Source organism: Mesorhizobium sp. LNJC391B00 (genome assembly GCF_000502535.1).
Taxonomy (GTDB): Bacteria; Pseudomonadota; Alphaproteobacteria; order Rhizobiales; family Rhizobiaceae; genus Mesorhizobium.
Genome location: NZ_AYWI01000001.1, coordinates 320,164 through 346,309 on the forward strand (window position 1 = coordinate 320,164; position 26,146 = coordinate 346,309).

Below are 26,146 nucleotides of genomic sequence, written 5' to 3' on the forward strand. Positions count from 1 at the left end.
CCGCCTGTTCGGGATATGGGCAAGGCCCCTCCGTTACAGTCCCCAGCGCAGCGCGGCTGTGTGCACCGGCGCGTCCCACATTGACGTTGCCTCGTCATCCAGCATGGTCAGCGTGATCGAGCAGCCGGCCATGTCGAGCGATGTCACGTAGGACCCGACCAGCGAGCGGGTCACCGTCACGCCCTGTTTTTCGAAGATGTTTCGGGCGCTGTTGTACATCAGATAGAGCTCCATCAGCGGCGTGCCGCCAAAGCCGTTGATGAACAACAGTGCCGGGCCTTTCGCCCTGTCGCCGAGATCGCCCAGGATCGCGGCGCAAATCTCTTCGGCGATCGCATCGGCGCTTTTCAACGTGTCGCGACGCCGGCCGGGCTCGCCATGAATGCCGACGCCGAATTCCATCTCGCCATCACCAATCTCGAAGGTCGGCCTGCCGGCCGCCGGCACCGTGCAACTGGTCAGCGCCACGCCCATCGAACGCGTCGCGCTGTTGATGCGACCGCCGAGCGCCTTGAGATCCGCCAGCGCCATGCCTTGCTCGGCGGCGGCGCCGACGATCTTCTCCACCACCAGCGTGCCGGCGACGCCGCGCCGGCCGGTCGTAAAGGACGAATTCTCGACGGCGACGTCATCATTGATCACCACCTGCAGGACGCCGTCGGCCATTTCGCCGGCCATGTCGAAATTCATCACGTCGCCTTCATAGTTCTTGACGATGAACAGGCAGCCGGCGCCGGTATCGACGGCGGCGGCCGCCGCCAGTATCTGGTCCGGCGTTGGCGAGGTGAAGACCTGGCCGGGGCAGGCGGCGTCCAGCATGCCGTGACCGACAAAGCCGGCATGCAACGGCTCGTGGCCGGAACCGCCGCCCGAGATCAGCGCCACCTTCCCCGGCTTCATCACCTTGCGGCGAATGAATTTGTGCTCCTCGCCCAGCACCAGGATGTCGGCATGAGCTGCAACGAAGCCGTTGAGGCTTTCGGTCAGCACCGTGTCGACGGAATTCATAAACTTCTTCATGTGTCCTCCCGACACAACACGATCAGCCGCCACTCCTGCCGGTGATGCTGGTGATCTTCTGGATGAATTCGTTGATCGCCTTGTCGAGCGCTGCATTCTGCTTGTCGTCGCCGAAATCGGGCACGATCAGCGAGACATGCCGGGTCTTGCGCATGCCTGCCGCAACCGACATCTTGCCGGGATGCGCCAGATGATAGGCAGCCAGAAACTGATCGCGCTCGGCCGGACTGAAATGGCAGACCGAAAAAATAGCCGGCAGATGTTTTGACGGGATCGGGGTCGAATAGGCCGCGCTGGAAATCTGGGTGACGAAGCTGCGGTGCTTGCCAAGCGCGTCGGCAAGGCGTTGTCGCATACCCGACGGTCGCTGGTCGATGACCTGCGACAGGATCGTCTTGTAGGCGCGGATCGCCTCTTCCGAGCCGGCTTCTGGTGTCTTGTCGGCCATCTCAGTCATCCTAGACCGATGCATCCGAGATGGCCGCCTTGGCCATGGCGAGTTGGGCGGGAGCCACCGAGAGATCCCGCAGGCCGGCCTCGAGCAGTGCCGGGATCGATGCCGGATCGCCGCCGGCATCGCCGCACAGGCTGACTGGGATTTTCGCGCGCAGGCCAAAAGCGGCAACCGAGCCGATCAGCCGCAACACGGCGGGATGGCGGACAGAATTAAGATGCGCCACGGCTGCGTTATCGCGGGCAGCCGCCATTACATATTGGGTCAGATCGTTCGAACCGATCGAGAAGAAGGCGACATCGGCGAACGCCTCCGGCGCGATCGCCACCGAAGGCACCTCGACCATGATGCCGAGCGGCGGCATTTGCGCGATGCCGCGCGCGGCAAGCCCGGCCTGCTCCTCCACGAACAGAGCGGCGGCGCGTTGGTATTCCTCCGCGACGGCGATCATCGGAAACATCACCTTCAGATTGCCGTGCACCGCCGCGCGCAGCAGCGCCCGGATCTGTACGCGAAACACCTCCGGCCTTGCCAGCGACAGCCTGATGCCACGCAGCCCGAGGAACGGGTTGCTCTCCTCGACGGTGAAGCCCGGCACCGGCTTGTCGCCGCCGGCGTCGACGGTACGGATGGTCACCGGCTTGTCGCCTGCCCATTCCAGCACCTTGCGATAGGCCTGGTATTGCGTCTCCTCGTCCGGCGGCGCCTTGCCGAACAGGAATTCGGTGCGCATCAGCCCGACCCCGTCGCAGGTCGAAATGTCGATGCCGTCGACCTCGGACGGATCGGCGATGTTGACCTGCACGCGCACTGTCGTCCCGGCCCGGGTTACCGCCGGTTTCGCGAGATAGACTCCGGCCTTGTCTCGATGTGCCACAAACGAGGACGAGGACCGGTGGAACGCTTCGATCTCGGTCGTGGTCGGCGAAAGCACGACACCGCCATGCTCCGCATCGAGCAGAGCCAGACCGACGGGGTTAGCCGGCGAAGCGCCAAGCCCCACCACCATCGGCACGCCGCGCGAGCGCGCCAGCATGGCGACGTGGCTGGCGGCGCTGCCGGCCCTCAGCGCGATGCCGCCGCCGGTGCTCCAGTCGGTCTCGAGAAAGCGCGTCGGCGCGATGTCCTCGCCATAGAGAATGGCGCCGGCTGGTGGAGCGCTCTCCTGCTCCTCGGTAAGGGCGCGCAGCACGCGGTCGCGGATATCGCTGATATCGGCGGCGCGAGCCCGGAAATAGTCCTGGTCTGACGTTTCGTAGCCGGAGATCTCGGCGTCCAGCGCCTGTCGCCAGGCCATGTCAGCCGGCATGCCGGACGCGATCGCGGCAAAAGCCGGGCCGGTCAGTGCCTCGTCCCCAAGCATGGCGAGCTGGAATTCGAGAATGCCGGCGGCCTCGTCATCGGCGGTTTCGATCAGGGTCGCGAGCCGGTCCGTCGCGCTGGCGATAGCTGCTTCCAATGCGGCCTTCTCGTCCGCGGCGCTCGCCTTGCCCGTGTAGTGCGCGGTTCCGTTGTCGAGGTTGAACAACGGCCCCTCGGCATAGCCGGCCGAGGCCGAAATGCCTTGCAGCCTAAGCGGTTCGGGCATGGCCCGCATCCTCGTCGAAACCGCGTCGCACCAGCTCGGCCAGCGCTCTCACGGCATCATCGGCGCCGTCGCCTGTGGCCCGGATGTGCAGCATGGTGCCTTTCGGCGCCCTGGCCGCCATCACCTTGACGATGCTCTTGGCGTCGAACCATGGGCCGTTGGCGGCAAGCGCAATCTCCACCTCGGCGGCAAAGCTCTTGGCAAGCTTGGTGAACTTCACCGAAGGGCGCGCGTGCAGACCTACCTCGTGGGTGATCAGGACGGTGGCCTCGGCAAATGCGGACATCAGGTCAAAATTCCCGTTCGCTCACGACGGCGACAATTCATGCGCCGTCGCCACCACTTCCTTCAGTGAGGCCCCGCCGGACGCCTCCGTCGCAGCCATCACCGCGCCTTCGACGATCGGCGCGTTGCAGACGACGATCTTCTGCGCCCGCGGCTCGCCGATCATTTCCACCGCCATTTCCGAATTGGTCTCGGCGCCGCCGAGATCGACCAGTATGGCGACGCCCGCCTCCGACCACGCCTTGTCGATGGCGCCTATGATCGCTTCGACGCTGGTGCCGAGCCCGCCATGGCCGTTTCCGCCGCACCATGCAAGCGGCACTTCGTCGCCCACCATCTGCCGCACCATGTCGGCCGTGCCTTCGGCAACCAGCGGGGAATGCGAGACGATGACGATGCCGACATTGCTCATGCTTGGCCCTCGACGATTTCGGCGACGGTCCGCACCAGCAGCGCCACAGAGCGTCCGCCGGCATCCATATGACCGATTGAGCGGTCGCCGAGGAATGAGGCGCGACCGCGTGTTGCCTTCATCGGCACGGTCGCCTCGGCAGCCAAGTCGGCGATATCTGCAATTTCCATGGCCGTCTTTCCTTCGACCAACGCGTCCTGCACAGGTTGCAGCACATCGAGCATGGTCTTTTGACCAACCTGGGATTTGCCTCTGGCGGCCACAGCTTCGATTGCCTTGCCGAAAGCAGCCGCCAGATTGGCACGATCCGGCTCTCCCGAAATCTCCTTGCCGAGCGCCAGGAACAATGTACCGAAGAGCGGCCCGGATGCACCGCCAACCGTCATCACCAGCTTGGTGCCGATCGCCTTCAGCGCCTCGGGCAGCGGCTTTGCAGCGAACGCCCCGGCATCGGCGCGCACAGCCTCGAAGCCGCGCTTCATGTTCAGCCCATGGTCACCGTCGCCGATCGCCTGGTCGAGCGCGGTCAACTCTTCCGAGTGAGCGGCGATCGTGTCCGCGGCGGTGGTGATCAGCCTGGCAAGGTCGAACGCTGCCATGTCCAGATTCCCGGTTTCGATCCTGCCGGCAGTATCGCAAGAGTTTTCATTCGACAATCGAAGCATGCCGTCAGGCCGTTGCATGCAGCGCGGCGGCGGCCGCGAACACTTCGGCCACGGCATGGGCGCCAGGGTCGACTACGCCTTGCAATTTGGTGCCGACATAGGCGGAGCGTCCGGCCTTCGCCTTCTCCATGGCAGCGGTCGCCTCGGCGCCGTGCCGTGCCGCTGTGGCCGCGGCATCCAGCCCCTTGGCATCGAGCGCCTTCAGCGCCGGCTCCAAGGCATCGACCATGGTGCGGTCGCCGACCCTGGCGCCACCGTAAAAAGTCATGCGGTCAAGCCCGGCAAGCAGCGCCTTGGACAGGGTTGCTCCGCCATTCGAAGCCTGAGCCGCCGCCGTGAAGAAGATCGACAGCAGGACGCCTGAGGAGCCGCCCATTGCGACGCTCAGACTATCGCCTATAGCCGCGAGCGTGGCGGCAGGGTCGGCCAGCGGCAGTGTATCGAGCTTCTCCAGCACGCTGCGCGCGCCGGTCGCCACCGTCGAACCGGTATCGCCGTCGCCCGCCTTGGCGTCGAGCCCGTTCAGTGTCTCTTCGAGCTCGATCAGCCGTTCGCAGACCGTGACGATCAAACTCCTGGTGCCGGGATCCTGACTGGCCTTTTGGGCTGCGCTGTTTCCAGCCGCTTTCGCCATAGGCACGATAGCCGGCGCGACGACGGTTTTGGCCGGCATCCAGGCATGTGGGCCGACAGGCGCCAGCAAGCCTGCCTCGCGCGCCGCATCGAGCTTGATCAGCGACAGCGAAAAGCCGTTCATGTTGAGCGCCGTCATCAGCGGTCCGGGGCCGATCGCAAGTTTGACGGTTTTGGCCAGCGGCGAGGCCAGCACGGCATTGGCGACCAGCGACATCTCAAGCGGCGGCACCGAGCCGAGATTGTTGATGAGCAACGCGTGGCTGGCGTTCGGGTCGAGCCGCACCGCCAGCCGCTCCGCCATGATCGCCACAAGTCTGTCGGCGCTCTGCACGGCGATGCGCTCGACGCCCGGCTCGCCATGGATGCCGAGGCCGAGTTCGCCGTCATTTTCGCCGAACCGCTCTTCATGTGGCTGGCCGGGGATCGAGCAGGACGACAGCGACATGCCGAGCGAGATGATGTCCTTCGCCGCCACGCGAGCGGCTGTAGCAACGGCTGCCAGGTCCTGACCGGTCTCCGACAAATGGCCGGCGATCTTATGTACGAACAAGGTGCCGGCGACGCCGCGCGGCTGGTTGATATCCGGCAGGGCGATGTCGTCGGCGACGATCGCCATCTCGACGCGAAACCCTTCGGCGCGCGCTTTCTCGGCCGCCAGGCCGAAATTGAGCCGGTCGCCGGTGTAGTTCTTGACGATCAGCAGGCAGCCGGCCGGGCCGGTCACCGCGCGGATGGCGGCCAGCACCGCCTCGACGCTGGGCGAGGCGAAGATCTCGCCCGAAACCGCCGCCGTCAGCATGCCCTTGCCGACAAAGCCGGCATGGGACGGTTCGTGTCCGGCGCCGCCACCGGAGACGACGGCAACTTTCGCCTTGTCCCAGTCGGCGCGCAGCACGACCTTGATCTCGGGATAACCGTCGAGGCGCGCGAGATCGCCGGAACCGATGGTCCGCAACAGGCCATCCAGCGCCTCGGTGACGATCGTTTCCCTGCGGTTGAAAAAGTGCTTCATCGAGTTCGTCCCGTATTCGCAATCGTCAGTCAGAAGCCGGCGTCTAGACCGCCGAAATCTTCACATCAGCCTTTGTCCGTCGGCGCCGAAATACAGCGGCGAGCGGTAGCGGATCACCACTTTGTCGCCCTCGGCCAGATCCGTATCGGGGTCGGTGAGCGTCACCAGTTTCTTCGGGCCGACCGTAACATGCAGATGGTTCTGGTCCCCGAGATGTTCGACCCAGTCGACGACGCCGTCGGCATGGCCGTTTGCGGTCTTCTCGATCGACAGATGCTCGGTGCGCGCGCCGATGGTCTTGGTTCCGGTCGGCGCCCCACCATCAGGCAGCAGCCCGGCCGGCAGCAGGTTGATCGCCGGCTGGCCGAGGCGGGCCGCGACATGAAGGTTTGCCGGCTCCGAATAGATCATGCGCGGCGTGCCGATCTGCACCAGCACGCCGTCATTGAGGATGCCGATGCGGTCGGCCATGGTCATCGCCTCGATCTGATCGTGGGTGACGTACAGCATGGTGGCGCCGAGTTCGGCCTGGATACGCTTGAGTTCGAGCCTGAGATCGGCGCGCAATTTGGCATCCAGCGACGACAGCGGTTCGTCCATCAGATAGATCGATGGTTTGCGCACCAACGCTCGGCCGATGGCGACGCGCTGCATCTCGCCGCCCGACAGCTTGGTCGAGCGGTTGGCGAGCTTGTGGTGGATGCGCACCATCTTCGCCACCTCTTCGACGCGGCGGCGAATCTGGTCCTCCGGTACTTTCCGCGCCGGCGAACGCAGCGGGAAGGCGAGGTTGTCGTAGACCGACAGATGCGGGTAGAGCGAATATTGCTGGAACACGAAGGCGGTGTCGCGCTCGGCCGGCGACAGCGTCGTCGCATCGTGGCCGCCAATATGGATCGTGCCGCCATCCGGCCGCTCCAGTCCGGCGATCAATCTCAGCGTCGTCGTCTTGCCGGCGCCGGTCGGGCCGAGCAGCACGACGAATTCGCCATCGGCGATGTTAAGGTCGAGGCCATCGACGGCGACATGGTCGCCGAAGCTTTTGGTCACGCCCTTGATGTGCACGTCAGCCATGCTGCGCTCTCCCTTGAGAGGCGGTATCGTGGATCGCGGTGCGCACCGCCCGACCCGAGCCCTTGTCGAACAGCGACAGCCGCGCGCTGTTCAACGTCAGCCCGACATGATCGCCGGCAGCGAGCCGGATTTCGGCCGGCACCCGCGCCTTGATGATGCCGTCCGCCGTCTCCACCGCCACGATCTGCGTCGTGCCGAGATATTCGGTGCCGTAGATGGTGCCGCGCAGTTTCGAGGCGTCGTCGAAGCGAATGTGCTCGGGGCGGATGCCGAGTGCCATGTCGGCCGGCGCGATATCCTCGCGCACCTCCGGCACCGCGACTTTAGCCCCCTGGACGACGATCTCTTTCGCCCCCTTCGTCAGCCCGCCACCGAAGCCCAGGAAATTCATCGGCGGCGAGCCGATGAAGTCGGCGACGAACATGGTTGCCGGGCGGTCGTAGATTTCGCGCGGGCTGCCGAACTGTTCGATGACGCCATGGTTCATGACGGCGATCTTGTCGGCCATCGACATCGCTTCCATCTGGTCGTGCGTGACATAGACGGTGGTGGCGTGGATGCGGTTGTGCAGCTCGCGCAGCTCATGCACCATCAGATCGCGGAATTCGGTGTCGAGCGTGCCGAGCGGCTCGTCCATCAGGAAGCATTTTGGCCGTCGCACGATGGCGCGACCGAGCGCCACGCGCTGGCGGTCACCGCCGGCAAGGCCCGAGACCGATTTGTTGAGCAGATGGTCGATGCGCAGCAGCTTCGCCGTTTCCTCGACACGGCTTCGAATCTCGGCCGACGGCATGCCTTGCGCGAGAAGCGGGAAGCCGATGTTCTTGCGCACATTCATATGCGGATAGAGCGCGAACAGCTGGAAGACGAAGGCGATGTCGCGTTCGCGCGCCCGGCGCATGGTGACGTCCTCGCCGCCGAGCAGGATCTGGCCGCCGGTCGGCAATTCGAGGCCGGCGACCATGCGCAGCGTCGTCGTCTTGCCGCAGCCCGAGGGACCAAGCATGACGAAGAACTCACCATCTTCGACGACGAAGCTGGAATCCTGCACCGCGACGAAATCGCCGAAGGCCTTTCTCAAATGTTGGACGCGGATTTCGGCCATGATTATTCCGGGAACTTCGAGACGATGATGAACATTACCGTGCCGGCGAGCATGGTGATGAAGGAATAGGTGTAGAGCGCCAGCGCGAAAGGCTGGAACAGCATCAGGAAGCCGACGGCGATGAGCGCCGTCGCAATGTTTTCCATGAGGCCGCGTCGAGCCCAGCGCGGCCAGGATGACTTTTTGGAGATGGCTGGGCGCGTCATGCGTAGCTCCCTTCCTTCTGCCCGGTAACGGGGCGAGACGGTTGCCAGGTGGTTCCCCCACTCCGTCGCTGCTTCGCAGCGCCACCTCTCCCCCCTCCGGAGGGAGAGGAACGGAGTCTGGTTGAATGAAGTTCGCGCCCTTCCTCTCCCCCGTCGATCGGGGGGGAGGTGTCGAGCGAAGCTCGACGGAGTGGGGGTCGACCTGGCACACCACTCATTTGCGAACCGCCCCGAAAGTGATGCCGCGCAGCAACTGCTTGCGTAGCAGGATGGTGAAGACCAGGATCGGCACCAGGAAGATCGTCGTGCCCGCCGCCACCGCCGGCCAGTCCTGGCCGCCTTCACCGATAATGGTCGGGATGAAGGGCGGTGCGGTCTGCGCCGTGCCGGAGGTCAGCAGGGCCGCGAATGCATATTCGTTCCAGGCAAAGATCAGGCAGAAGATGGCGGTCGCGGCGATGCCGGTGGTCGCTTGCGGCAGCACGGTGCGCCAGAAGGCCTGCAGCCTGGTATAGCCGTCGATCATCGCCGCTTCTTCATACTCGCGCGGGATCTCGTCGATGAAGCCTTTCAGCAGCCACACCGCGAGCGACACGTTGACCGCGGTGTAGAGCAGGATCATGCCGAGCGCGGTGTCGGACAGGCCGAGCTCGCGGTACATCAGGTAGATGGGAATGGCGACCGCGATCGGTGGCATGAAGCGCGTCGACAGGATGAAGAACAAGAGGTCATCGGCCAGCGGCACCTTGAAGCGCGAGAAACCGTAGGCCGAGAGCGTGCCGAGGAATACGGCGCAGAAGGTGGAACCGAAGGCGATGATCAGTGAGTTGACGAAGCGCGGCAGGAAGTTGGACGGGCCGGCAATCACCATGTTGCGCTTGCGCGAGGTCTCGTCGCAGAAACCGGTCGCGGGTCCGAGCGAGTTGATGTAGTCGGGCGTTTGCCTGGTGCGCGTCGTGAACAGGTTGCAATAGCCCTCGATGCTCGGCTGGAACAGAATCTTGGGCGGATAGGCGATCGAATCCGGCGGCGTCTTGAAGCTGGTGGCGAAGATCCACAGCAACGGCACGATCGAGATCAGCGCGTAGAGCACGATGATCGTGCCGGCGATCCGCTTAGAATTGGCCGAGGGGGCGACGACGGAGTGGGCGGTGGTCAGGCTCATCTCTGCTTCACCTTGTTCAGCGCCTTGACGTAGATGTTGGCCAGCCCAAACACCGCGACGAACAGGATGATGGCGAAGGCCGAGGAATATCCGGTGCGCCAGCTCTCGAACGCCTGCCGCTTCAGCGTGATCGAGGCGACCTCGGTGGTCGAGCCCGGCCCGCCACCGGTCAGCAGGTTGACCATGTCGAACATCTTGAAGTTCTCGATGCCGCGAAACAGCACCGCCAGCATGATGAAGGGCAGCGCCATCGGCAGCGTGATCGACCAGAACTGCCGCCAGTTGGACGCGCGGTCGACCTCGGCGGCTTCATAGATGTATTCGGGGATGGAGCGCAGGCCGGCGAGACAGATCAGCATGACATAGGGCGTCCACATCCAGGTGTCGACGATGATGATCGACCACGGCGCCAGCGACACGTTGGACAGCATCTGGATGTCGGTCGGTGGTATCCGAGTGACGAACGAGATGGCGTAGGCGAACAGGCCGATCTGCGGCTCGTAGAGGAAACGCCAGAAATTGCCGACCACCGCCGGCGACAGCATCATCGGCACCAGGATGATGGTCGTCCAGAAGGCGTGGCCGCGAAACTTCCTGTCGATCAGCCATGCCAGCGTGAAACCGATCAGCGTCTGCAGCAGGATCGTCCAGAACACGAAATGCGCCGTCGTCTGCATGGCGATCCAGATGTCCTGGTCGCCGAGGATGCGCTGGTAGTTGGCGAAGCCGAGGTTTTTCACCACCTCGTTCGGGCGGTTCGCGCGGAAGTTGGTGAAGGACAGGTAGATCGCCCAGAACAGCGGGAAGATGTTGATGGCCAAGAGCAACAGGATCGTCGGCGAGATGAACAGCCAGGCGAGGCCCTTGTCGCTGATCCCCCGGACCTTGCGGGCCAACGGCTCCGGGGTCGCCCGGGCAACGTTCTCCGCAGTCCGATTGAGCATGGTGAGTCCTGCTTCGGTCACGTCAAGTCTCGACACTGGAATTTATCTGAACTGCGTCCCGTGCCAAGGGCAGCACGGGACCAAGAGCATGATGCCGAAAAGTGTGAAGCGGTTTTCGGACGACATCATGCTCTCTCTCTTTTTAGCCCTGAGGCGGATGATTTCTGATCGATTCGGCCTGAAAATCATCCGCCTCTGGGGTCAGGCTCGGGAGGAGCCGTTGGTCCGGTTACATCTTGCCGTCGTCCTGGAACACTTGCGTCCAGTCCTTGACCAGGCCGTCAAGCGCGTCCTTGGCCGAACCCTGGCCGGCAACGACATAGTCGTGGAAGCGCTTCTGCGACGCCTGCAGCAGCGGTGCGTAGCTCGGCTCGGCCCAGAAGTCCTTCACGATCGCCATCGAGTCGAGGAAGGTCTGTGCATAGGGCTGGCTGGACGGGAAGGCCGGGTCCTTGACCACCGCGTTCAGGCAGGAATAGCCGCCGAGCGACCACCATTTGGCCTGCACATCCTTGTTGGCGAACCACTTGATGTATTTCAGCGCCGATTCCTGCTTGTCTGAATAGGACACGACCGAAATGCCCTGGCCGCCAAGCTGCGCAAACTGGGCGCTGCCGGGACCCTTCGGATTGACGAAGTAGCCGATCTTGTCACCGCCGACATTCTCGTCCTTCTGCAGGCCGGGCCAGGTGAAGGCGAAGTTCATGTGCATGGCCACCTGACCGGATTTGAAGGCGTCGACGCCTTCGCCCATATAGCTGTTCGAGGCACCCGGAGGCGTGCAGCAATCGTAGAGCGACTTGTAGAACTCCAGGCCTTTGACCGCGTCTGGCGAATTGACGAAGCCTTCCATCTCGTAGGGCTTCTTGGGGTTTTCATACTGGAAGCCGTAGCTGTAGAGCACGTCCATGGCGCCCATGGTGATGCCTTCCGAGCCACGCTCGGTGTAGATCGAAGCGCCATAGACGGTCTTGCCGTCGATCTCGCGCTTCTGGAAGAATTCGGCGACCTGCTTCAGTTGGTCGAAGGTGGCCGGCGGGCCGAGGTCCCAGCCGTACTTTTCCTTGAATTCCTTCTGCAGTTCCGGCTTGGAGAACCAGTCCTTGCGGTAGGTCCAGCCGACGACGTCGCCCATGGCCGGCAGCGCCCAGTAGTTCGGCGTGTTCTTCGGCCATTCGGAATAGCCGACGACGGTTGCCGGCACGAAGTCGTCCATGCTGATCTTCTCCTTGTCGAAGAAGTCGTTCAGCTTGACGTAGTGGCCGTTCTCGGCCGAGCCACCGATCCACTGGCTGTCGCCGATGATCAGGTCGCAAAGTTTGCCGTGCGAGTTGAGCTCGTTGAGGAAGCGGTCGGCATAGTTGGTCCACGGCACGAATTCGAATTTCATGCCGATGCCGGTTTCCTTGGTAAAATCCTTGGACAGTTCGACCAGCGCGTTTGCCGGATCCCAGGCGGCCCAGCAAAGCGTCAGGTCTTCAGCGTGCGCCGCGTTCGAGACGGCTGTTGACGCGGTAATCGCCGAGGCCAGCCCCAACGCCAGTTTCAAACTCGATTTCATGCCTTCCTCCCATTTGCGAAACGCGCCCGGATGGCCGTTTCAAGAACCCCTCAACCCTCGCTCCTCCGAGGGGCTAAACACGGCGCGCTATGCGTCGCCAGGGCGGCGCGGTGCGCCGCAGATGTTTAGTAATTTGTTTAGTGATGCAATTTTTACTAAACAAGGCAAGCGAATTCGTCGCTGCGCCGCAACATGGCGAAACGGCGATTGAAATCGTTGGGAAATGATTGCCGGACGGCTCGCCCGGAAGTTGCTTAGCCGGGGTCGCCTATAATTTTCGTCTGCGGCGTCACCGGCCGAACAGGGGGCGCGGGCGGCAGCAGCGCGCGGATGTCGGCGAAGGGAAAAGTCGGCTCGAATCGGAAGGCCTCGGCCAGGGAGCCGGGAACGCTGTTGCATTGCCCGGCGCGAAACTCATTCTGGACGCGCGCTCTGTCGACATATTGCTCCGGCCACTGCGACTGGTGCGCTCGGATCGCCTGCGTCTTGATATCGCCGTAGGCGGAAATGTCGACGTAATGCGTCGGCGCAAAGCCGGTGCCGCCCATCGTGTCGGCATGCAGCACGGGGACGCCGAACGAGGCCGCGATGCGCACGCCGTCCGACAAAGCACGATGGTCGGCGTGATAGTCGTTGGGGGCATGCGTGATAACCAGATCCGCGGCGGTCTCGCGTATCAGCGCTTTCAGCGAAGCGATCAGTGCCGCATCAGCCACCAGTTCGCCGTCGGGAAAGTCGAGAAAGCGAAGGGTTGCGCCGAGCAGCGCCGCAGCGGCCGCCGCCTCGTCGCGGCGGACACGAGCCAAAACGCTCGGGTCGCCCATGCCGCCCCTGGCGCCATCCGTGGCCACGGCAAAAGTCAGTTCTGCGCCTTGCGTGGCATAGGCAGCCAGCGTACCGAACATGAATATCTCGATGTCGTCGGGATGCGCGCCGAGCGCCAATACCTTCACTGCACTCTCCCCGGAAATGGAAAAACGTGACGAACGGAATCCTGCTCGCCCTCATCGCCTATGCAAGCTATTCGTGCAGCGATGCCGTTATCAAGAGCCTTGGCGGACAGTTCACCGTCTTCGAGATCGGCTTCTTCATCACGCTGTTTGCCGGCTGCTTCCTGTTTTTCAGCCGCCCAGTCGATGAGCGCTGGCGCGACTTCTGGCGCACCGGGCGGCCATGGGCGGTGCAGGCCCGCGCCTGGGCCGGCATCGCCTCGGGCGTGCTCAGCGTCTACGCCTTCACCACCATTCCGCTGGCCGAGACCTATGCACTGATCTTCCTGGCGCCGCTTTGCGTTACCATTCTCTCGACCGTCATCCTGAAAGAAAAGGTCGGTCCATGGCGCTGGCTGGCGGTGGTTGCCGGCTTTGCAGGTGTCATGCTGGTGGTGCGGCCAGGTTTTCGCGAGTTGCATCTCGGACACCTTGCCGCCTTCACGGTGGCCTTCCTTGCCGCGGCGAGCGTCATCCTGATGCGGTCGCTCGCCCAGCAGGAAAAGCGCACCACCATGCTCGGCGTGCTCATCGGTTACGGGCTGCTGTTCAACGGGGCCGGCACCATCGCCACATCGTTCACCCTCCCCAACGCCATGCAGCTGCTGTGGCTGGTGCTGGGCGGCGCCTTTACCGCCGGCGGCCAATTGCTGCAGCTGCTGGCCGCCAAATACGCACCGGCCAACCGCATCGCGCCGACGCATTATTCGCAGATCGTCTGGGCGGTGATCCTCGGTGCGTTGTTCTTCCAGGAGTATCCGGACTGGATATCGCTGGTCGGCTTGGCCGTCGTTGGCGCGTCCGGCCTGCTCACCATGGTGCGCGAGGAGGTGCGGCTGGGCACGGTGCGCTGGAACCCGTTTGCGCGCACGAGGCTTTGATCCGGTTGCATGGCCATAGTGACCGCTGATATGCGGACGCAATGACGACGAGATCCTTGCCGGAGCTTCCGGTATCCGCCGTGCTGCCGGCCCTGAGCCAGGCGCTCGGCTCCGGCAACAGCGCCGTCCTGGTGGCGCCGCCCGGCGCCGGCAAGACGACGCTGGTGCCGCTGGCGCTGCTCGATGCGCCCTGGCTGGTCGCCGGCAAGATCGTCCTGCTCGAACCGCGCCGGCTCGCCGCCCGCGCCGCCGCCCGCCGCATGGCCCAATTGCTTGATGAAGAGCCCGGCGCCACTGTCGGCTATGCCATGCGCATGGAAAACCGCACATCGGCCCGGACAAAAATCCTGGTCGTCACCGAAGGCGTCCTGGCGCGCATGATCCTAGACGATCCCGAGCTGCCCGGCGTCTCGGCGGTGATTTTCGACGAATTCCACGAGCGCTCGCTCGACGGCGATTTCGGCCTGGCACTGGCGCTCGACGTGCAGGGCGCGCTGCGGCCGGATTTGCGGCTGCTGGTGATGTCGGCAACGCTCGATGGCGCGCGCGTCGCGAAACTCCTGTCCGGCGCCCCGGTGATCGAAAGCCAAGGCCGTGCGTTCCCCGTAGATGTCAGATACGACGAGCGGCCAGCCGGCGTTCCCATCGAAGACGCCATGGCCAAGGCGATCCGCTCCGCTCTTGCCGGCGAGAGCGGCAGCGTGCTCGCCTTCCTGCCGGGACAGCGCGAGATCGAGCGCACCGCCGAGCGGCTGCAGGGCCGGCTCGGCGCCGACACCGACATCGTGCCGCTCTACGGCCAGCTCGACAACAGGGCGCAGGATGCCGCCATCAAACCGGCGCCGCCCGGCCGCCGCAAGGTGGTGCTGGCGACGTCGATCGCCGAGACCTCGATCACCATCGACGGCGTGCGCGTCGTCATCGATTCCGGCCTGTCGCGGCTGCCGCGCTACGAACCGGCGAGCGGCCTGACCCGGCTGGAGACGGTGCGCGTTTCCAGGGCGTCCGCCGACCAGCGCGCCGGTCGCGCCGGGCGTACACAGCCAGGCGTCGCCATCCGCCTCTGGCGGGCCGAGCAGACGGCGGCCCTTCCCGCCTTCACCCCACCCGAGATTCTCGAAGCCGACCTGTCCGGCCTACTGCTCGATTGCGCCGCCTTCGGCGTCGCCGATCCCGCAAGCCTGTCCTTCCTCGATCCGCCGCCCACTCCCGCGCTCAACGAGGCGCGGGCGCTGCTCCTGGCGCTGCACGCCATCGATGCGGCCGGCCGGCTGACGGAGGCGGGCGGCGCGATGCGCAAGCTGGCGCTGCCCGTGCGGCTCGCACACATGGTCGCTGAAGCCGCTGGCGGCGGCCACGCGCTCGAGGCTGCGATGCTAGCCGTCCTGCTCACCGAGCGTGGCCTCGGCGGCGATGGCGCCGATCTCGAACGGCGGCTCATCCGTTTTCGCACTGAGAAGTCGCCGCGCGCCGTTGGGGCAAGGCAGCTGGCCGAGCGGCTGGCGAAGCAGGCGGGCGGCGCCAAGAGCAGCGAAGCCGCTTCTGCCGGTCTTTTGCTCATCCACGCCTGGCCGGACCGCGTCGCCAGGGCGCGCGGCGAGCGTGGCCGTTTCGTGCTCGCCAACGGCTCCGGCGCCATGCTCGACGCCGCCGATCCGCTGGCCGGTGAGACCTGGCTGGTCGTCGCCGACCTGCAGGGCAAGGCGCAAAACGCCCGTATAACCGCCGCGGCCTCGGTCCACGAGACCGACATCCGTGCCGCTCTCGCCGACAGGATCGAGATTCGCCGCGAGACGAGTTTCGACCGCGAGCGGCGCGCGGTGCGCGTGCGCGAGACCGCCAGGCTCGGCGCCATCACTTTGTCGGAGCGCATGCTGCCCGCACCAACTGGAACAGACGCCGACCGCGCCATAACAGATGCCTTGCGCGAGCACGGCCTGTCGCTGCTGGAATGGGGCAAGGACGGCGAGACGCTGCGCCAACGGCTCGGCTGGCTGCATCGCGGCCTCGGCGCGCCTTGGCCCGATGTTTCGGAACCCGCCCTGCTCGAAGGCCTCGACGACTGGCTGCTGCCGTTCCTTTCGGGCAAGGCATCCTTCGCCGCGATCGATCCCGGCGTGCTGTCGTCAGGCCTGATGGCGCTGGTGCCGCATGATTTGCAGCGCAAGGTCGGCACACTGGCGCCGACCCATTTCGACGCGCCCTCCGGCAGCCATGTGCCGATCCGCTATGACGGCGAATGGCCGGTGCTGGCCATCCGCGTGCAGGAACTGTTCGGCCTTGACCGCCATCCGGCAATCGCCAACGGCACCGTGCCGCTGACGCTCGAGCTGTTGTCGCCGGCGCACCGGCCGATCCAGACGACGCGCGACCTGCCCGGCTTCTGGCGCGGCTCCTGGGCCGATGTGCGCACCGACATGCGCGGCCGCTATCCCCGCCATGTCTGGCCGGAAAATCCGCTGCTCGCTGCGGCCACCGCCCGCGCCAAACCGCGAGGGACCTAGCGCTCGTCCTTTCCCGGATATAATCCTTGGCCATGATCAACATCGTGCACGCGCCAGACTTCCAGCAAAGCCAGCGGCTGCGCCTCAACACGCTGATCCGGCTGCGCTGGCTGGCCATCGTGGGCCAGAGCCTGGCGGTGCTGGTGATCGCCTATGGGCTCAAATTCCCGCTGCCAGTCAGCCTCTGCTTCGCGCTGGTCGCCTGCTCGGCCTGGCTCAACCTGGTGCTGACCTTCCGCTATCCGGCAGCGCACCGGCTGACCCCGTTCTCAGCCTTTTTCATCCTGACCTTCGACAGCCTGCAGCTTGCCGGCCTGCTCTATTTGACTGGCGGCCTCACCAACCCGTTCTCGGTGCTGATGACCGTGCCCGTCGTCATCTCGGCGGCCTCGCTGCCGCTGCGGCTGACTGCGGTGCTCGGCGCGCTGGTCATGGCGGCGGCCACGTTGCTGGTCTTCTTCCACCAGCCGCTGCCATGGTATGAGGGCGCGCCTCTGCCCATGCCATTCATCTATGTCGCCGGCATATGGATGGCGGTGTTTTCCTCGATCGCCTTCACTGCCATCTATGCCTTCCGCGTTGCCGAGGAAGCCCGCCTGCTCGCCAATGCGCTTGCCGCCACCGAACTGGTGTTGCAGCGCGAGCAGCATCTGTCGGCTCTGGATGGACTTGCCGCCGCCGCCGCGCACGAACTCGGCACGCCGCTCGCCACCATCGCGCTTGTCTCCAAGGAAATGGAGAAGGCGCTGGGTAACGATCCGAAATATGGTGAGGATGTGAAGCTGTTGCGCTCGCAGAGCGAGCGCTGCCGCGAGATCCTGAAGCGGCTGACCAGCCTGTCCTCCGAGGGCGAGGCGCATCTGTCGCGTCTGCCGCTGACCTCGCTGGTCGAGGAGGTGACGGCGCCGCACCGCGATTTCGGCATCTCGATCAAGCTTCGGCCGGGCGAGCGCGTCGGCCCCGAACCGGTGGGACGGCGCAACCCCGGCGTCATCTACGGCCTCGGCAATCTCGTCGAGAACGCGGTCGACTTCGCCCGCAACAGTGTGACGGTGCGCTGGAGCTGGGACGAGCTCGACGTCACCTTCTCGATCATCGACGACGGGCCGGGCTTTCCGCCCGAAATCATCGATCGCATCGGCGAGCCCTATATGTCGACACGCCAGGGCAACGAGGCTGGCGGTGGCCTGGGTCTCGGGCTGTTCATCGCCAAGACCTTGCTCGAACGCTCCGGCGCCACGCTCGATTTCCGCAATTCGAGCGGACTGGGCGAAGGCGCGATCGTGCAGATATCGTGGCCGCGCACGGTCTTCCTCAACCCGGAATCGGTGGGGATCTCGATGTTCGACACCGCGTAAAAGCCTTGGCGGAGGCGGCAAAATTGGACAATGGCGTTCAGGAACTATATCTGCGTAAAATTAAGGCAGCAGGATTTTTTGAGATAATGACTGGCGAAGAAGCAATTGGCGCAATGGTCGAAGGCGAGGACACCTCGCTGCTCATCGTCGACGACGACAAGCCGTTCCTGACGCGGCTGGCCCGCGCCATGGAAACCAGGGGTTTCGTGGTCGAGACGGCCGAGAGCGTCGAGGAGGCAGTGGCCAAGGCGCGCGCCCACCCGCCGGCCTATGCGGTGGTCGACATGCGGCTTGGCGACGGCAACGGCCTCGACGTCGTCGCCGCCATCCGCGAGAAGCGCGACGATGCCCGCACCGTCATCCTCACCGGCTACGGCAACATCGCCACCGCGGTGACCGCGGTGAAGCTCGGCGCCATCGACTATCTGTCGAAGCCGGCTGACGCCGACGACGTGTTTGCAGCGCTCACCCGCACCGCCGGCGAACGCGCCGCACCGCCGGAAAACCCGATGTCGGCCGACCGCGTGCGCTGGGAACACATCCAGCGCGTCTACGAAATGTGCGACCGCAACGTGTCGGAAACCGCGCGCCGGCTCAACATGCATCGCCGCACGCTGCAGCGCATACTCGCCAAGCGCGCACCACGCTGAGGTTCACGCGCCGGCGGCGCCGGCCGCCAATTGCCGAACCTCAGCGCTGCCCCTCACCTGCCTGCCGGCATCCTCTCCCCGTATAGAGACGGGGGAGAGGGGCGCTCTCATCGCCGGTTTCGCCAATCGCCGGCGTTGCAGGAGACGACGGCGAGGCTGAAGCTGCCTCTTTCTCCCCGTCGCTATGCGGGGAGTTGAGGAATGGTGTGCGAAGCGGACGAAAAGCCAACTGCTTGGCTTTTCGAATAACGAACGTCCGGCAGGACAATGAGGGGCGGCGCCAACGCTGGAAACAGTTGCGCTTGCCGTGCCATCGACCTTTGCCCATCATCGGCAATAACGCCGCCGGAAAACCCGGCAACGGAGCACAGATGCGCGACAAGCAGCCGAAATCCATCCTTCGCGAATTCCTCGACGGCGAGGCGGCGGGCGGCATCATCCTGATGGTGGCGGCGGCGCTTGCGCTGATCGTCGCCAATTCACCGCTGGCCGAAACCTATTTCGCCGCTCTCCACGCCTATCTCGGCCCGCTCAGCGTGTCGCACTGGATCAATGACGGGCTGATGGCGGTGTTCTTCCTGTTGGTCGGGCTGGAGATCAAGCGAGAGATGCTCGACGGCCAGCTCTCGACCTGGCCGCGCCGCGTGCTGCCGGGCGTCGCCGCCGCCGGCGGCATGCTGGTGCCCGCACTCGTCTATGTCGCCATCAACCGCAACAATGCCGCTGCACTCTCCGGCTGGGCGATCCCGACCGCCACCGACATCGCCTTTGCGCTCGGTGTGCTGTCGCTGCTCGGCAATCGCGTGCCGGCCTCGCTGAAAATCTTCCTCACCGCGCTCGCCATCATCGACGATCTCGGCGCCGTCATCATCATCGCCATCTTCTACACCAGCGGCCTGTCGCTGGCCTATCTCGGTGCGGCCTTCGCCGTCATCGCGATGCTCGTCATGCTCAACCGTATGCGGGTGACGGCGCTGACGCCTTACCTCGTGCTCGGCGCCGTGCTGTGGGTGCTCGTGCTGAAATCGGGTGTGCATGCGACGCTGGCCGGCGTGGCGCTGGCGCTCACCATTCCGCTGAAAACTTCTTCCGGCAGCGGGCACGATCTCGATCATTCGCCGCTGCACCGGTTGGAGCACGGCCTGCACAAGATCGTGCCGTTCTTCGTCATCCCGATTTTCGGCTTTGCCAATGCCGGCGTGTCGCTGGCCGGCCTCAGCGCCTCTGCCCTGGTCGAGCCGCTGACGCTCGGCGTTGCCGCCGGCCTGGTGCTGGGCAAGCTGGCCGGCGTCTTCGGCTCCTCGGCGCTGGCGATCCGGCTCGGCTTCGCCGACCTGCCGGTCAATGCCGGCTGGCTGCACATGATCGGCATTTCGCTGCTCTGCGGCATCGGCTTCACCATGAGCCTGTTCATCGGCCTGCTCGCCTTCGCCAACGACATGGCGCTGCAGGACGCCGTCAAGGTCGGCATCCTGGCGGGGTCCTTCGTTGCAGCGCTGCTGGGTGCCGCCGTGCTCCTGATGGCGCCGGCGGCAGGGGTGGAGGAGGTGGTGGAGTAGGTGTTCTTGGGTTCCTCGCCCCCGCAAAGCGGGGCGAGGAACTTGAGCTTCGTCTACTCGCTCTCTCCCGCCAGCGCCGGCACCGCCACACCCGCCAGTTCCGCCGCCAGCAGCCGCGCCGCACCCGCCCGTGCGATGCGCAGCATCAGCGCCTTGCGCGTTGCCGCCGCCATCCGGTGCTCGGGCGCATCGCGCAGAATCTCGGCGCCGTAGCCGTCGGAGAGGATGAAGCCGCATTCCTCGGGGAAGATCTCCGATGGCACGCCCGGATGGGTGGCGAAGAAGAAGCGGTCGGAGTGCAGCCGGTAATCAGGCCATTTGCGGTCGACGCGAAAATCCTCGATCGAGGATTTGATCTCGATGATCCAGATGTCGCCCTGCCTGGTCAGCGCCACAAGGTCGGCGCGCCGCCCGGTGGCCAGCGACAGTTCGGGCAGCACATGCGTGCCCATTTGCATAAGCAGCCGCTGCACGCCACGCCGCACCAGCATGGCGCGTTCCGACTGGCGGCCATCGATCAGGGGATTGAGGAGAATCGGCGAAATGATCGGCATGGCACCCACCATGCCAGATTTTGTTCACGGTTTGAACCTATGCTTGGGCAAAATCCCGATTGACAAATTCGGCCAGATAGGAATATAATCCTGCTACGATTGATGATCCGAGAGGCATGTCACGTCATGGGCCAGGCGCTACGGGAAGTACTGCGGACAATACTGCGTTGGATCGAATCTCTGATCGGTGTCATCTCCGCGTTTGTGAGAAGCGGGATGGCCGAAAAGGTCCTGAAGTCTCGGATGAGCGAGGTCCGGCCGCTTATGTCACTGCCCGAAGCGGCCTTGCCTTCGCCCGGCCTAAGCCCGCCATATCATCAAAAATCGAGGCAGTCAGGGCCTGTTATCGCCGCGGCAAGCGTGGGCCAGTTCTGCAGAGGGCCCATGTCCCGCAACAGCCGTTGCACGCCACGCCGCACCAGCATAGCGCGTTCCCGACTGGCGGCTATCAGGGCGGATGCATACGAAACCTTGTAAATGACCAAGCCGTATACGAAACGACGACTCGTAAGCGTTAGGCGGAATTTGGTTCCGAAATTGGTAACTTCCCTACGGCTGGGTAGCTCCTAGAGCCATTTGATGGCTCCCAGGATCAGCACGACAATAACTGCCATCACTAATTCCAGACCAGGCCTGACCTGCGCACGAAGTTGCGGTGAAAACCGGCATGCCAGCAGGACGCCAAGCCCACCACCGAGCGGCGTTAGAACCTTGTCGATAAACTCAACGGCATTCATGTCTTGACCCCCAAACCCAAGCGCGAGACTAGCAGAGCCAAGGTCGTGAGCAAATGGGTTTGTCAACCATACAATCACCTTTCGCAGGGCGACTATATACTTTACAACGCGCCCTGCGGATTGATCCCCGCTATGCTTGAGATAAGCTACCGGGAGGCAAAGCATATGAAGCGTAGAACCGCACTCACCGCGCTGCTCGTATCGTTGGGCACGATAGGCCTAATCTTGCTGGGGATTGGCCTTCTTGCTAGCGCGGGAATCGTAGCTGAGAAGGGTACTTGGCCGCATATTGTAGGTGGCTTCACTGCGGTATTGATGATGCCGATAGCTTTTGTGGCGTTTCTGTCCTGTATGTTTTCAGTTCTGACCACCCTTCTTTTTGCGGCTCTGCGGCGAGAGAAGCTGATCCCCTATCTCAGAGCGTGGCCATTCAAGTTTTTGCTCTGGAAGGAAGTCAGAGAAGAGTTTGAACCTACCTCAAGCTAGGTCTGCTTCTTACTCGTTCGGTCTGAAGGTGGCGGTCGCTTTCGGATTTTGACCCCAGCATATGCGCGCCTCATCAGACGATTATTCGGTTGCCAAACCTGGGTGACGGCTTGGTCCGAGCGTCTTCCGCGATCGCACCATATTCGTCTGGGTGCAGTCTGGTATTGATCCACAGCGGCCCTATGTCGTGCCGATCGACTTCCGTTCTTAGCTATAAATCGGCCGGACTAAAGTCTTACGTCGTGAGCGCGAAGGTCTGATGTAACCGCTTTGGTTCCGTTCTTGTCCATTGGACGTTCCGTAATTTTAGCCAAATGAGATATAGACCTTTGGAGGTTTTTCTTGCGCGTCCGGCGCCCAGTCTATCCCGGCGCCCGTGCTTCAAACCGTGGCCCGCCTGTCTGCGGCCTGCGCAGCCCCCGCAATGTCATCCAAAATCGGGCAATCCGGCCGGTCGTCACCATGGCAGGCCTGGATCAGCGTCTGCAAGGTCGTGCGCATCGACTGCAGCTCGCGCACTTTTTCCTCGATGGCGCTGACATGGGCGGCGGCGATCTCGCGCACATCGTGGCTGGCGCGGCTGCGGTCCCGGTAGAGCGCCATCAGCTGGCGGCAATCGTCGATTGAAAAGCCGAGGTTGCGGGCACGGCGCAGGAAGGCCAGCCGATGGATGTCGTCGCTGGAATAATCGCGATAGCCATTGCCGGCGCGCGCCGGCGCGATCAGGCCGATCTCTTCATAGTAGCGGATGGTCTTGGCCGGCAGGCCGGACCGCGCCGCGGCATCGCCTACATTCATTGTGATTCCTCGATGTGGTTCCCTGTTTCTAGGCTATCCGACAGGGCCGCCCATTGTTTTTCCTTCACAATCCCGTGAGTCCTGTTGCCGAAATGCCATAGTTGACGGCTTACCGGCACGTAAGCTCCTGCATATAGGCATCGCGCGCTTGGCAAGCAAAGCAAATGCCAGCATGAATGATTTCAGGAAAAGCGGCCGTAACGTGTCGCGACATCTTGGCGGGGCATCGGACCATTTCATGCGCATGAAGTCATTTGCAATCGTCGCCGCACTTGCGTTGTCGGCCGCGATCTCGGGTTGCAGCACGATCGGCTCGCAACTGTTCACCAACAACTACGGTTCGGTGAACGATGCAGGCTACCAACTGCCGCGCATCCCGATCGAGAGGGTGCCGCTGAAGTACCACCGGCAAGAGGTGAACTACGACACCTCGGAAAAGCCGGGCACCATCGTCGTCGATACCCAGAACAAGTTTCTCTACTTCGTCGAAGGCGACGGCCGGGCGATCCGCTACGGCATCGGCGTCGGCCGCGAAGGCTTTGAATGGCACGGCACCGCCCATATCGCGCTGAAGCGCGAATGGCCGACCTGGACGCCGCCGCGGCAGATGATCCAGCGCCAGCCGGAGCTAGCGAAGTTCGCGAGCGGCATGGAGCCGGGCTTGAAGAACCCGCTCGGCGCGCGCGCCATGTATCTGTTCAACAAGGGCGGCGACATGGGCTACCGCCTGCACGGCAGTCCGGAATGGAATTCGATCGGCAAAGCGATGTCGTCAGGCTGCATCCGGCTGATGAACCAGGACATCATCGACCTCTACGACCGCACTTCGGTCGGTGCCAAGGTCATCGTGATGTAGGACCTTGATCCGGAACCGAGGTCCACGAAAGCGAAAAGTGGAACCGGTTTTCGGGAAGATCAAGGTCAAGATAGGCGTTACCCTTCGTACGCGGACCGTCTAGGCAACAACGGACGTCCAAAACAGAAAACCGGGCAATCTGGCCCGGTTTTTTGTTGCTCGCTCGAATGCGTGAAGGGGTCTTAGGAGACCTGCTCGACCTGCTGTACTTCCGGCACGAAGTGGCGGAGCAGGTTCTGGATGCCGTGCTTCAGCGTCGCCGTCGAGGACGGGCAGCCGGCGCAGGCGCCCTTCATGTGCAGGAACACGGTGCCGTTCTCGAAGCCGCGGAAGGTGATGTCGCCGCCATCCTGGGCAACCGCCGGGCGCACCCTGGTGTCGAGCAATTCCTTGATGGTGATGACCAGTTGCTCATCGGCCTTGTCGTAGAATTCGCCGGTCTGGCTGGTCTCGGCAGCGGGGCCGGCGTTGACCATGACGGGCGCGCCCGACATGAAATGCTCCATGATGGCGCCGAGGATGGCCGGCTTCAGGTGCTGCCAGTCCGGGCCGTCCTTGGTCACGGTGATGAAGTCATAGCCGAAGAAGACGCCGGTCACGCCGGGGATCTCGAACAGGCGGCCGGCCAGCGGCGAGGCGCTGGCTGCACTGTCGGCGTCGCGGAAATCGGCGGTGCCTTCGACAAGCACTTCCTTGCCGGGCAGGAACTTCAGCGTTGCCGGGTTCGGCGTCGATTCGGTCTGGATGAACATGGCCGTCTCCGTGCCCCAGTCGGGCAGCTAGTTTGGAATAGTTCTAAATAGGCTCAATCGGCTGGACATTCAAGCGAAACGCGTCGCTCAAAACGGCTGGCTGGCGGAATGTTTTTGCTGGCTGGGAATGAATCCCGCGCGGGCTGTAAATCCAGGATCGTGATGTTATCCGAAACCGCTTCACACTTCCGGCATCACTCTCTATGCGAGGCTGTCGATCTCCTCGTCAGACAGGTTCTGCGGCACCACTGTGACCGGAATAGGGAAGGCGGCGCCCTTGCCGGCAACAGCCCCGACCAGCGGCCCGGGTCCTTCCTTGCCGGCACCTGCCGCCAGCACCAGGATGGCGATGTCCTGGTCTTCCTCGATCAGCTTGTGGATCTCCTCGGTCGGCTTGCCTTCGCGCACCACCATCTCGGGCTCGATGCCGAGCTTCTGGCGCACCTTGTTGGCGTAGCCGTCGAGTGCCGCGCGTGCCGTGGCATTGGCTTCCTCGCGCATGATCTTCTCGACGCCCAGCCAGTGCTGAAAGTCGTCCGGTGTGATGATGTAGAGCAGCACCAGCGTGCCGCTGGTGCTCTGCGCCCGCTTGGAGGCGTAGGCGACGGCGCGCTCGCACTCCGGCGTGTCGTCGATGATCGTCAGGAATTTCCTGCGATGGCCGGCTTCGCGACTGAGGCGTTTGGAGACCATGTCTATCTACTCGATGTTTTCGGCCGCAATCTGCCACCGCGGCAGACCGGCGGCAAGCCGCCGGCCTTGGGCCAGAATGGTGCGGTGCACTGACGGTGATCAGCCCTGCAACAGGCCTATAATGTCGCGTACCGTCTTCATGGTGGTCTCAGCCAGCGCGCCGGCGCGTTCGCCGCCGTCTCTCAGCACCGCGTCGACATAGGCGCGGTCGCCCTCGATACGGCGCATCTCGCCGGCGATCGGCGCCAGTTTTTCCACGGCAAGGTCGGCGAGCGCCGGCTTGAACACGGAAAACTGCTGGCCGCCGAATTCCTTCAGCACGTCCGCCTTCGACATCTCGGCCAGCCCTGCATAGATGCCGACCAGGTTTTCCGCTTCCGGGCGGCTTTCCAGGCCGTCGACTTCGCTTGGCAACGCTTCCGGGTCGGTCTTGGCCTTGCGGATCTTCTTCGAGATGGTATCGGCATCGTCGGTCAAATTGATGCGGGACAGATCCGACGGGTCCGACTTCGACATCTTCTTGGAGCCGTCGCGCAGGCTCATGATGCGCGCCGCCGGCCCGCCGATCACCGGTTCGGTTATCGGGAAGAACCCGTTTACCGTCTCTTCGCCGACCTGCATCTCGACGCCGACGCCAAGACTGGCGATGCGGCTCGAAAAATCATTATTGAACTTTTGCGCGATGTCGCGGGTCAGCTCCAGATGCTGCTTTTGGTCCTCGCCCACCGGCACATGGGTCGCGCGGTAGAGCAGGATGTCGGCCGCCATCAGCGAGGGATAGGCAAGCAGGCCCAGCGAGGCGTTCTCGCGGTCCTTGCCGGCCTTGTCCTTGAACTGCGTCATCTTGTTCATCCAGCCGATGCGCGCCACGCAATTGAAGATCCAGGCAAGCTCGGCATGCTGCATCACCCGCGACTGGTTGAAGACGATGTGCTTCTTCGGGTCGATGCCCGAGGCGAGGAAGGCGGCGGTGATCGAGCGGGTCTGGTCTGCGAGGTCATCATGGACGAGTTGTGCCGTCAGCGAATGCAGGTCGACGACGCAATAGATGCAGTCTGACGTGTCCTGAAGCGCAACGAATTTCTTGATGGCGCCGAGATAGTTGCCGAGATGCAGATTGCCGGTCGGCTGTACCCCGGAAAAGACGAGCTGTTTGAAGGCGGTCATGGGTTCCTCATGGCTTGTGGAGGGCCGTATTAAGC

Annotated in this window: 27 protein-coding genes; 7 read left to right on the top strand and 20 right to left on the bottom strand. The window is 63.8% G+C overall.

Translation table 11 applies throughout. The annotated features are described in order from the left end of the window. Positions 1 to 33 precede the first annotated feature (33 nt). The 14 genes from dhaK to X750_RS161100 all read right to left on the bottom strand — a co-directional run bounded on the left by dhaK (position 34) and on the right by X750_RS161100 (position 13,080). The gene (gene dhaK / locus X750_RS161165) at positions 34 to 1,020 is read right to left on the bottom strand and encodes a dihydroxyacetone kinase subunit DhaK (RefSeq protein ID WP_023668785.1); all 987 of its coding nucleotides are present in this window, start codon (positions 1,018 to 1,020) and stop codon (positions 34 to 36) included. A 22-nt stretch (positions 1,021 to 1,042) separates the two neighbouring features. Further along, on the bottom strand, positions 1,043 to 1,468 hold the full coding sequence (locus X750_RS161160) for a hypothetical protein (RefSeq protein ID WP_023668784.1): 426 nt from the start codon (positions 1,466 to 1,468) through the stop codon (positions 1,043 to 1,045). A 10-nt stretch (positions 1,469 to 1,478) separates the two neighbouring features. Further along, entirely contained in the window at positions 1,479 to 3,062 is a 1,584-nt protein-coding gene (ptsP, locus tag X750_RS161155; protein WP_023746629.1) for a phosphoenolpyruvate--protein phosphotransferase, read from the bottom strand. After that, positions 3,046 to 3,348 carry an HPr family phosphocarrier protein gene (locus X750_RS161150; RefSeq protein ID WP_023684207.1) on the bottom strand — a complete coding sequence of 101 codons (303 nt, stop codon included), beginning with the start codon at positions 3,346 to 3,348 and terminating at the stop codon, positions 3,046 to 3,048. Before X750_RS161150 ends, ptsP begins: the two co-directional genes overlap by 17 nt. A gap of 21 nt (positions 3,349 to 3,369) precedes the next feature. Beyond that, the gene (dhaM, locus tag X750_RS161145; protein ID WP_023746630.1) at positions 3,370 to 3,759 is read right to left on the bottom strand and encodes a dihydroxyacetone kinase phosphoryl donor subunit DhaM; all 390 of its coding nucleotides are present in this window, start codon (positions 3,757 to 3,759) and stop codon (positions 3,370 to 3,372) included. Further along, on the bottom strand, positions 3,756 to 4,358 hold the full coding sequence (gene dhaL, locus X750_RS161140) for a dihydroxyacetone kinase subunit DhaL (RefSeq protein ID WP_023746631.1): 603 nt from the start codon (positions 4,356 to 4,358) through the stop codon (positions 3,756 to 3,758). Before dhaL ends, dhaM begins: the two co-directional genes overlap by 4 nt. A gap of 70 nt (positions 4,359 to 4,428) precedes the next feature. Continuing rightward, on the bottom strand, positions 4,429 to 6,072 hold the full coding sequence (locus X750_RS161135; protein WP_023746632.1) for a dihydroxyacetone kinase subunit DhaK: 1,644 nt from the start codon (positions 6,070 to 6,072) through the stop codon (positions 4,429 to 4,431). Positions 6,073 to 6,132: 60 nt separating this feature from the next. Beyond that, the gene (locus X750_RS161130) at positions 6,133 to 7,146 is read right to left on the bottom strand and encodes an ABC transporter ATP-binding protein (RefSeq protein WP_023746633.1); all 1,014 of its coding nucleotides are present in this window, start codon (positions 7,144 to 7,146) and stop codon (positions 6,133 to 6,135) included. After that, on the bottom strand, positions 7,139 to 8,251 hold the full coding sequence (locus tag X750_RS161125; RefSeq protein WP_023746634.1) for an ABC transporter ATP-binding protein: 1,113 nt from the start codon (positions 8,249 to 8,251) through the stop codon (positions 7,139 to 7,141). The genes X750_RS161130 and X750_RS161125 overlap by 8 nt, the downstream gene beginning before the upstream one ends. A 2-nt stretch (positions 8,252 to 8,253) precedes the next feature. Further along, complete coding sequence (locus X750_RS161120) at positions 8,254 to 8,457, bottom strand: hypothetical protein (protein WP_023694181.1); 204 nt, start codon at positions 8,455 to 8,457, stop codon at positions 8,254 to 8,256. Positions 8,458 to 8,671: 214 nt separating this feature from the next. Next, the gene (locus tag X750_RS161115) at positions 8,672 to 9,622 is read right to left on the bottom strand and encodes a carbohydrate ABC transporter permease (RefSeq protein WP_023694180.1); all 951 of its coding nucleotides are present in this window, start codon (positions 9,620 to 9,622) and stop codon (positions 8,672 to 8,674) included. Further along, the gene (locus tag X750_RS161110; protein ID WP_031198535.1) at positions 9,619 to 10,566 is read right to left on the bottom strand and encodes a sugar ABC transporter permease; all 948 of its coding nucleotides are present in this window, start codon (positions 10,564 to 10,566) and stop codon (positions 9,619 to 9,621) included. Before X750_RS161110 ends, X750_RS161115 begins: the two co-directional genes overlap by 4 nt. A 229-nt stretch (positions 10,567 to 10,795) precedes the next feature. Next, the gene (locus X750_RS161105) at positions 10,796 to 12,127 is read right to left on the bottom strand and encodes an ABC transporter substrate-binding protein (protein ID WP_023746635.1); all 1,332 of its coding nucleotides are present in this window, start codon (positions 12,125 to 12,127) and stop codon (positions 10,796 to 10,798) included. Between the two features lie 254 nt (positions 12,128 to 12,381). Continuing rightward, entirely contained in the window at positions 12,382 to 13,080 is a 699-nt protein-coding gene (locus X750_RS161100) for a PIG-L deacetylase family protein (RefSeq protein ID WP_023715560.1), read from the bottom strand. A 26-nt stretch (positions 13,081 to 13,106) separates the two neighbouring features. Between X750_RS161100 and X750_RS161095 the strand changes: the two genes are divergently transcribed. The 5 genes from X750_RS161095 (at position 13,107) to nhaA (ending at position 20,068) form a co-directional block, all read left to right on the top strand. Next, entirely contained in the window at positions 13,107 to 13,997 is an 891-nt protein-coding gene (locus X750_RS161095; RefSeq protein ID WP_023694178.1) for a DMT family transporter, read from the top strand. 41 nt (positions 13,998 to 14,038) lie between these two features. Then, on the top strand, positions 14,039 to 16,501 hold the full coding sequence (gene hrpB / locus X750_RS161090; RefSeq protein WP_023746636.1) for an ATP-dependent helicase HrpB: 2,463 nt from the start codon (positions 14,039 to 14,041) through the stop codon (positions 16,499 to 16,501). 32 nt (positions 16,502 to 16,533) lie between these two features. After that, positions 16,534 to 17,859, top strand: a complete 1,326-nt coding sequence (locus X750_RS161085) for an ActS/PrrB/RegB family redox-sensitive histidine kinase (RefSeq protein WP_023746637.1) — start codon at positions 16,534 to 16,536, stop codon at positions 17,857 to 17,859. 86 nt (positions 17,860 to 17,945) lie between these two features. Beyond that, positions 17,946 to 18,509, top strand: a complete 564-nt coding sequence (locus X750_RS161080) for an ActR/PrrA/RegA family redox response regulator transcription factor (protein ID WP_023672848.1) — start codon at positions 17,946 to 17,948, stop codon at positions 18,507 to 18,509. 371 nt (positions 18,510 to 18,880) lie between these two features. Next, a complete protein-coding gene (nhaA, locus tag X750_RS161075) occupies positions 18,881 to 20,068 on the top strand; it encodes a Na+/H+ antiporter NhaA (protein ID WP_023746638.1) in 1,188 nt (395 codons plus the stop codon). Between the two features lie 53 nt (positions 20,069 to 20,121). Here nhaA and X750_RS161070 read toward each other — a convergent pair whose 3' ends face one another. Beyond that, positions 20,122 to 20,622 (bottom strand): MmcB family DNA repair protein, encoded by a 501-nt coding sequence (locus tag X750_RS161070; RefSeq protein ID WP_023736193.1) that lies wholly within the window; start codon positions 20,620 to 20,622, stop codon positions 20,122 to 20,124. Between the two features lie 566 nt (positions 20,623 to 21,188). After that, positions 21,189 to 21,359, bottom strand: coding sequence for a hypothetical protein (locus X750_RS1000000165585; RefSeq protein WP_023685143.1), 171 nt, complete (start codon positions 21,357 to 21,359; stop codon positions 21,189 to 21,191). Between the two features lie 165 nt (positions 21,360 to 21,524). On the opposite strand from X750_RS1000000165585, the gene X750_RS161065 reads away from it, so the two are divergent. Beyond that, positions 21,525 to 21,845 (top strand): hypothetical protein, encoded by a 321-nt coding sequence (locus X750_RS161065; RefSeq protein ID WP_023736191.1) that lies wholly within the window; start codon positions 21,525 to 21,527, stop codon positions 21,843 to 21,845. A gap of 381 nt (positions 21,846 to 22,226) precedes the next feature. Here X750_RS161065 and cueR read toward each other — a convergent pair whose 3' ends face one another. Further along, positions 22,227 to 22,643 carry a Cu(I)-responsive transcriptional regulator gene (gene cueR / locus X750_RS161060; protein ID WP_023672853.1) on the bottom strand — a complete coding sequence of 139 codons (417 nt, stop codon included), beginning with the start codon at positions 22,641 to 22,643 and terminating at the stop codon, positions 22,227 to 22,229. Positions 22,644 to 22,881: 238 nt separating this feature from the next. Here cueR and X750_RS161055 point away from each other — a divergent pair, with 238 nt between their 5' ends. Beyond that, on the top strand, positions 22,882 to 23,499 hold the full coding sequence (locus X750_RS161055) for a L,D-transpeptidase (protein ID WP_023692663.1): 618 nt from the start codon (positions 22,882 to 22,884) through the stop codon (positions 23,497 to 23,499). A gap of 182 nt (positions 23,500 to 23,681) precedes the next feature. Here X750_RS161055 and X750_RS161050 read toward each other — a convergent pair whose 3' ends face one another. The 3 genes from X750_RS161050 to trpS all read right to left on the bottom strand — a co-directional run bounded on the left by X750_RS161050 (position 23,682) and on the right by trpS (position 26,111). Then, positions 23,682 to 24,251 (bottom strand): NifU family protein, encoded by a 570-nt coding sequence (locus X750_RS161050; protein WP_023685140.1) that lies wholly within the window; start codon positions 24,249 to 24,251, stop codon positions 23,682 to 23,684. A 201-nt stretch (positions 24,252 to 24,452) separates the two neighbouring features. Beyond that, positions 24,453 to 24,944, bottom strand: coding sequence for a universal stress protein (locus X750_RS161045; protein WP_023672856.1), 492 nt, complete (start codon positions 24,942 to 24,944; stop codon positions 24,453 to 24,455). Between the two features lie 99 nt (positions 24,945 to 25,043). After that, positions 25,044 to 26,111 (bottom strand): tryptophan--tRNA ligase, encoded by a 1,068-nt coding sequence (gene trpS, locus X750_RS161040; protein WP_023672858.1) that lies wholly within the window; start codon positions 26,109 to 26,111, stop codon positions 25,044 to 25,046. Positions 26,112 to 26,146: the final 35 nt, after the last annotated feature.

Bases quoted from the DNA above. Each gene is read 5' to 3' on its own strand.
- dhaK (WP_023668785.1), bottom strand. From the start codon at position 1,020: ATGAAGAAGTTTATGAATTCCGTCGACACGGTGCTGACCGAAAGCCTC.
- X750_RS161160 (WP_023668784.1), bottom strand. From the start codon at position 1,468: ATGGCCGACAAGACACCAGAAGCCGGCTCGGAAGAGGCGATCCGCGCC.
- ptsP (WP_023746629.1), bottom strand. From the start codon at position 3,062: ATGCCCGAACCGCTTAGGCTGCAAGGCATTTCGGCCTCGGCCGGCTAT.
- X750_RS161150 (WP_023684207.1), bottom strand. From the start codon at position 3,348: ATGTCCGCATTTGCCGAGGCCACCGTCCTGATCACCCACGAGGTAGGT.
- dhaM (WP_023746630.1), bottom strand. From the start codon at position 3,759: ATGAGCAATGTCGGCATCGTCATCGTCTCGCATTCCCCGCTGGTTGCC.
- dhaL (WP_023746631.1), bottom strand. From the start codon at position 4,358: ATGGCAGCGTTCGACCTTGCCAGGCTGATCACCACCGCCGCGGACACG.
- X750_RS161135 (WP_023746632.1), bottom strand. From the start codon at position 6,072: ATGAAGCACTTTTTCAACCGCAGGGAAACGATCGTCACCGAGGCGCTG.
- X750_RS161130 (WP_023746633.1), bottom strand. From the start codon at position 7,146: ATGGCTGACGTGCACATCAAGGGCGTGACCAAAAGCTTCGGCGACCAT.
- X750_RS161125 (WP_023746634.1), bottom strand. From the start codon at position 8,251: ATGGCCGAAATCCGCGTCCAACATTTGAGAAAGGCCTTCGGCGATTTC.
- X750_RS161120 (WP_023694181.1), bottom strand. From the start codon at position 8,457: ATGACGCGCCCAGCCATCTCCAAAAAGTCATCCTGGCCGCGCTGGGCT.
- X750_RS161115 (WP_023694180.1), bottom strand. From the start codon at position 9,622: ATGAGCCTGACCACCGCCCACTCCGTCGTCGCCCCCTCGGCCAATTCT.
- X750_RS161110 (WP_031198535.1), bottom strand. From the start codon at position 10,566: ATGCTCAATCGGACTGCGGAGAACGTTGCCCGGGCGACCCCGGAGCCG.
- X750_RS161105 (WP_023746635.1), bottom strand. From the start codon at position 12,127: ATGAAATCGAGTTTGAAACTGGCGTTGGGGCTGGCCTCGGCGATTACC.
- hrpB (WP_023746636.1), top strand. From the start codon at position 14,039: ATGACGACGAGATCCTTGCCGGAGCTTCCGGTATCCGCCGTGCTGCCG.
- X750_RS161085 (WP_023746637.1), top strand. From the start codon at position 16,534: ATGATCAACATCGTGCACGCGCCAGACTTCCAGCAAAGCCAGCGGCTG.
- X750_RS161080 (WP_023672848.1), top strand. From the start codon at position 17,946: ATGACTGGCGAAGAAGCAATTGGCGCAATGGTCGAAGGCGAGGACACC.
- nhaA (WP_023746638.1), top strand. From the start codon at position 18,881: ATGCGCGACAAGCAGCCGAAATCCATCCTTCGCGAATTCCTCGACGGC.
- X750_RS161070 (WP_023736193.1), bottom strand. From the start codon at position 20,622: ATGCCGATCATTTCGCCGATTCTCCTCAATCCCCTGATCGATGGCCGC.
- X750_RS1000000165585 (WP_023685143.1), bottom strand. From the start codon at position 21,359: ATGAATGCCGTTGAGTTTATCGACAAGGTTCTAACGCCGCTCGGTGGT.
- X750_RS161065 (WP_023736191.1), top strand. From the start codon at position 21,525: ATGAAGCGTAGAACCGCACTCACCGCGCTGCTCGTATCGTTGGGCACG.
- cueR (WP_023672853.1), bottom strand. From the start codon at position 22,643: ATGAATGTAGGCGATGCCGCGGCGCGGTCCGGCCTGCCGGCCAAGACC.
- X750_RS161055 (WP_023692663.1), top strand. From the start codon at position 22,882: ATGCGCATGAAGTCATTTGCAATCGTCGCCGCACTTGCGTTGTCGGCC.
- X750_RS161050 (WP_023685140.1), bottom strand. From the start codon at position 24,251: ATGTTCATCCAGACCGAATCGACGCCGAACCCGGCAACGCTGAAGTTC.
- X750_RS161045 (WP_023672856.1), bottom strand. From the start codon at position 24,944: ATGGTCTCCAAACGCCTCAGTCGCGAAGCCGGCCATCGCAGGAAATTC.
- trpS (WP_023672858.1), bottom strand. From the start codon at position 26,111: ATGACCGCCTTCAAACAGCTCGTCTTTTCCGGGGTACAGCCGACCGGC.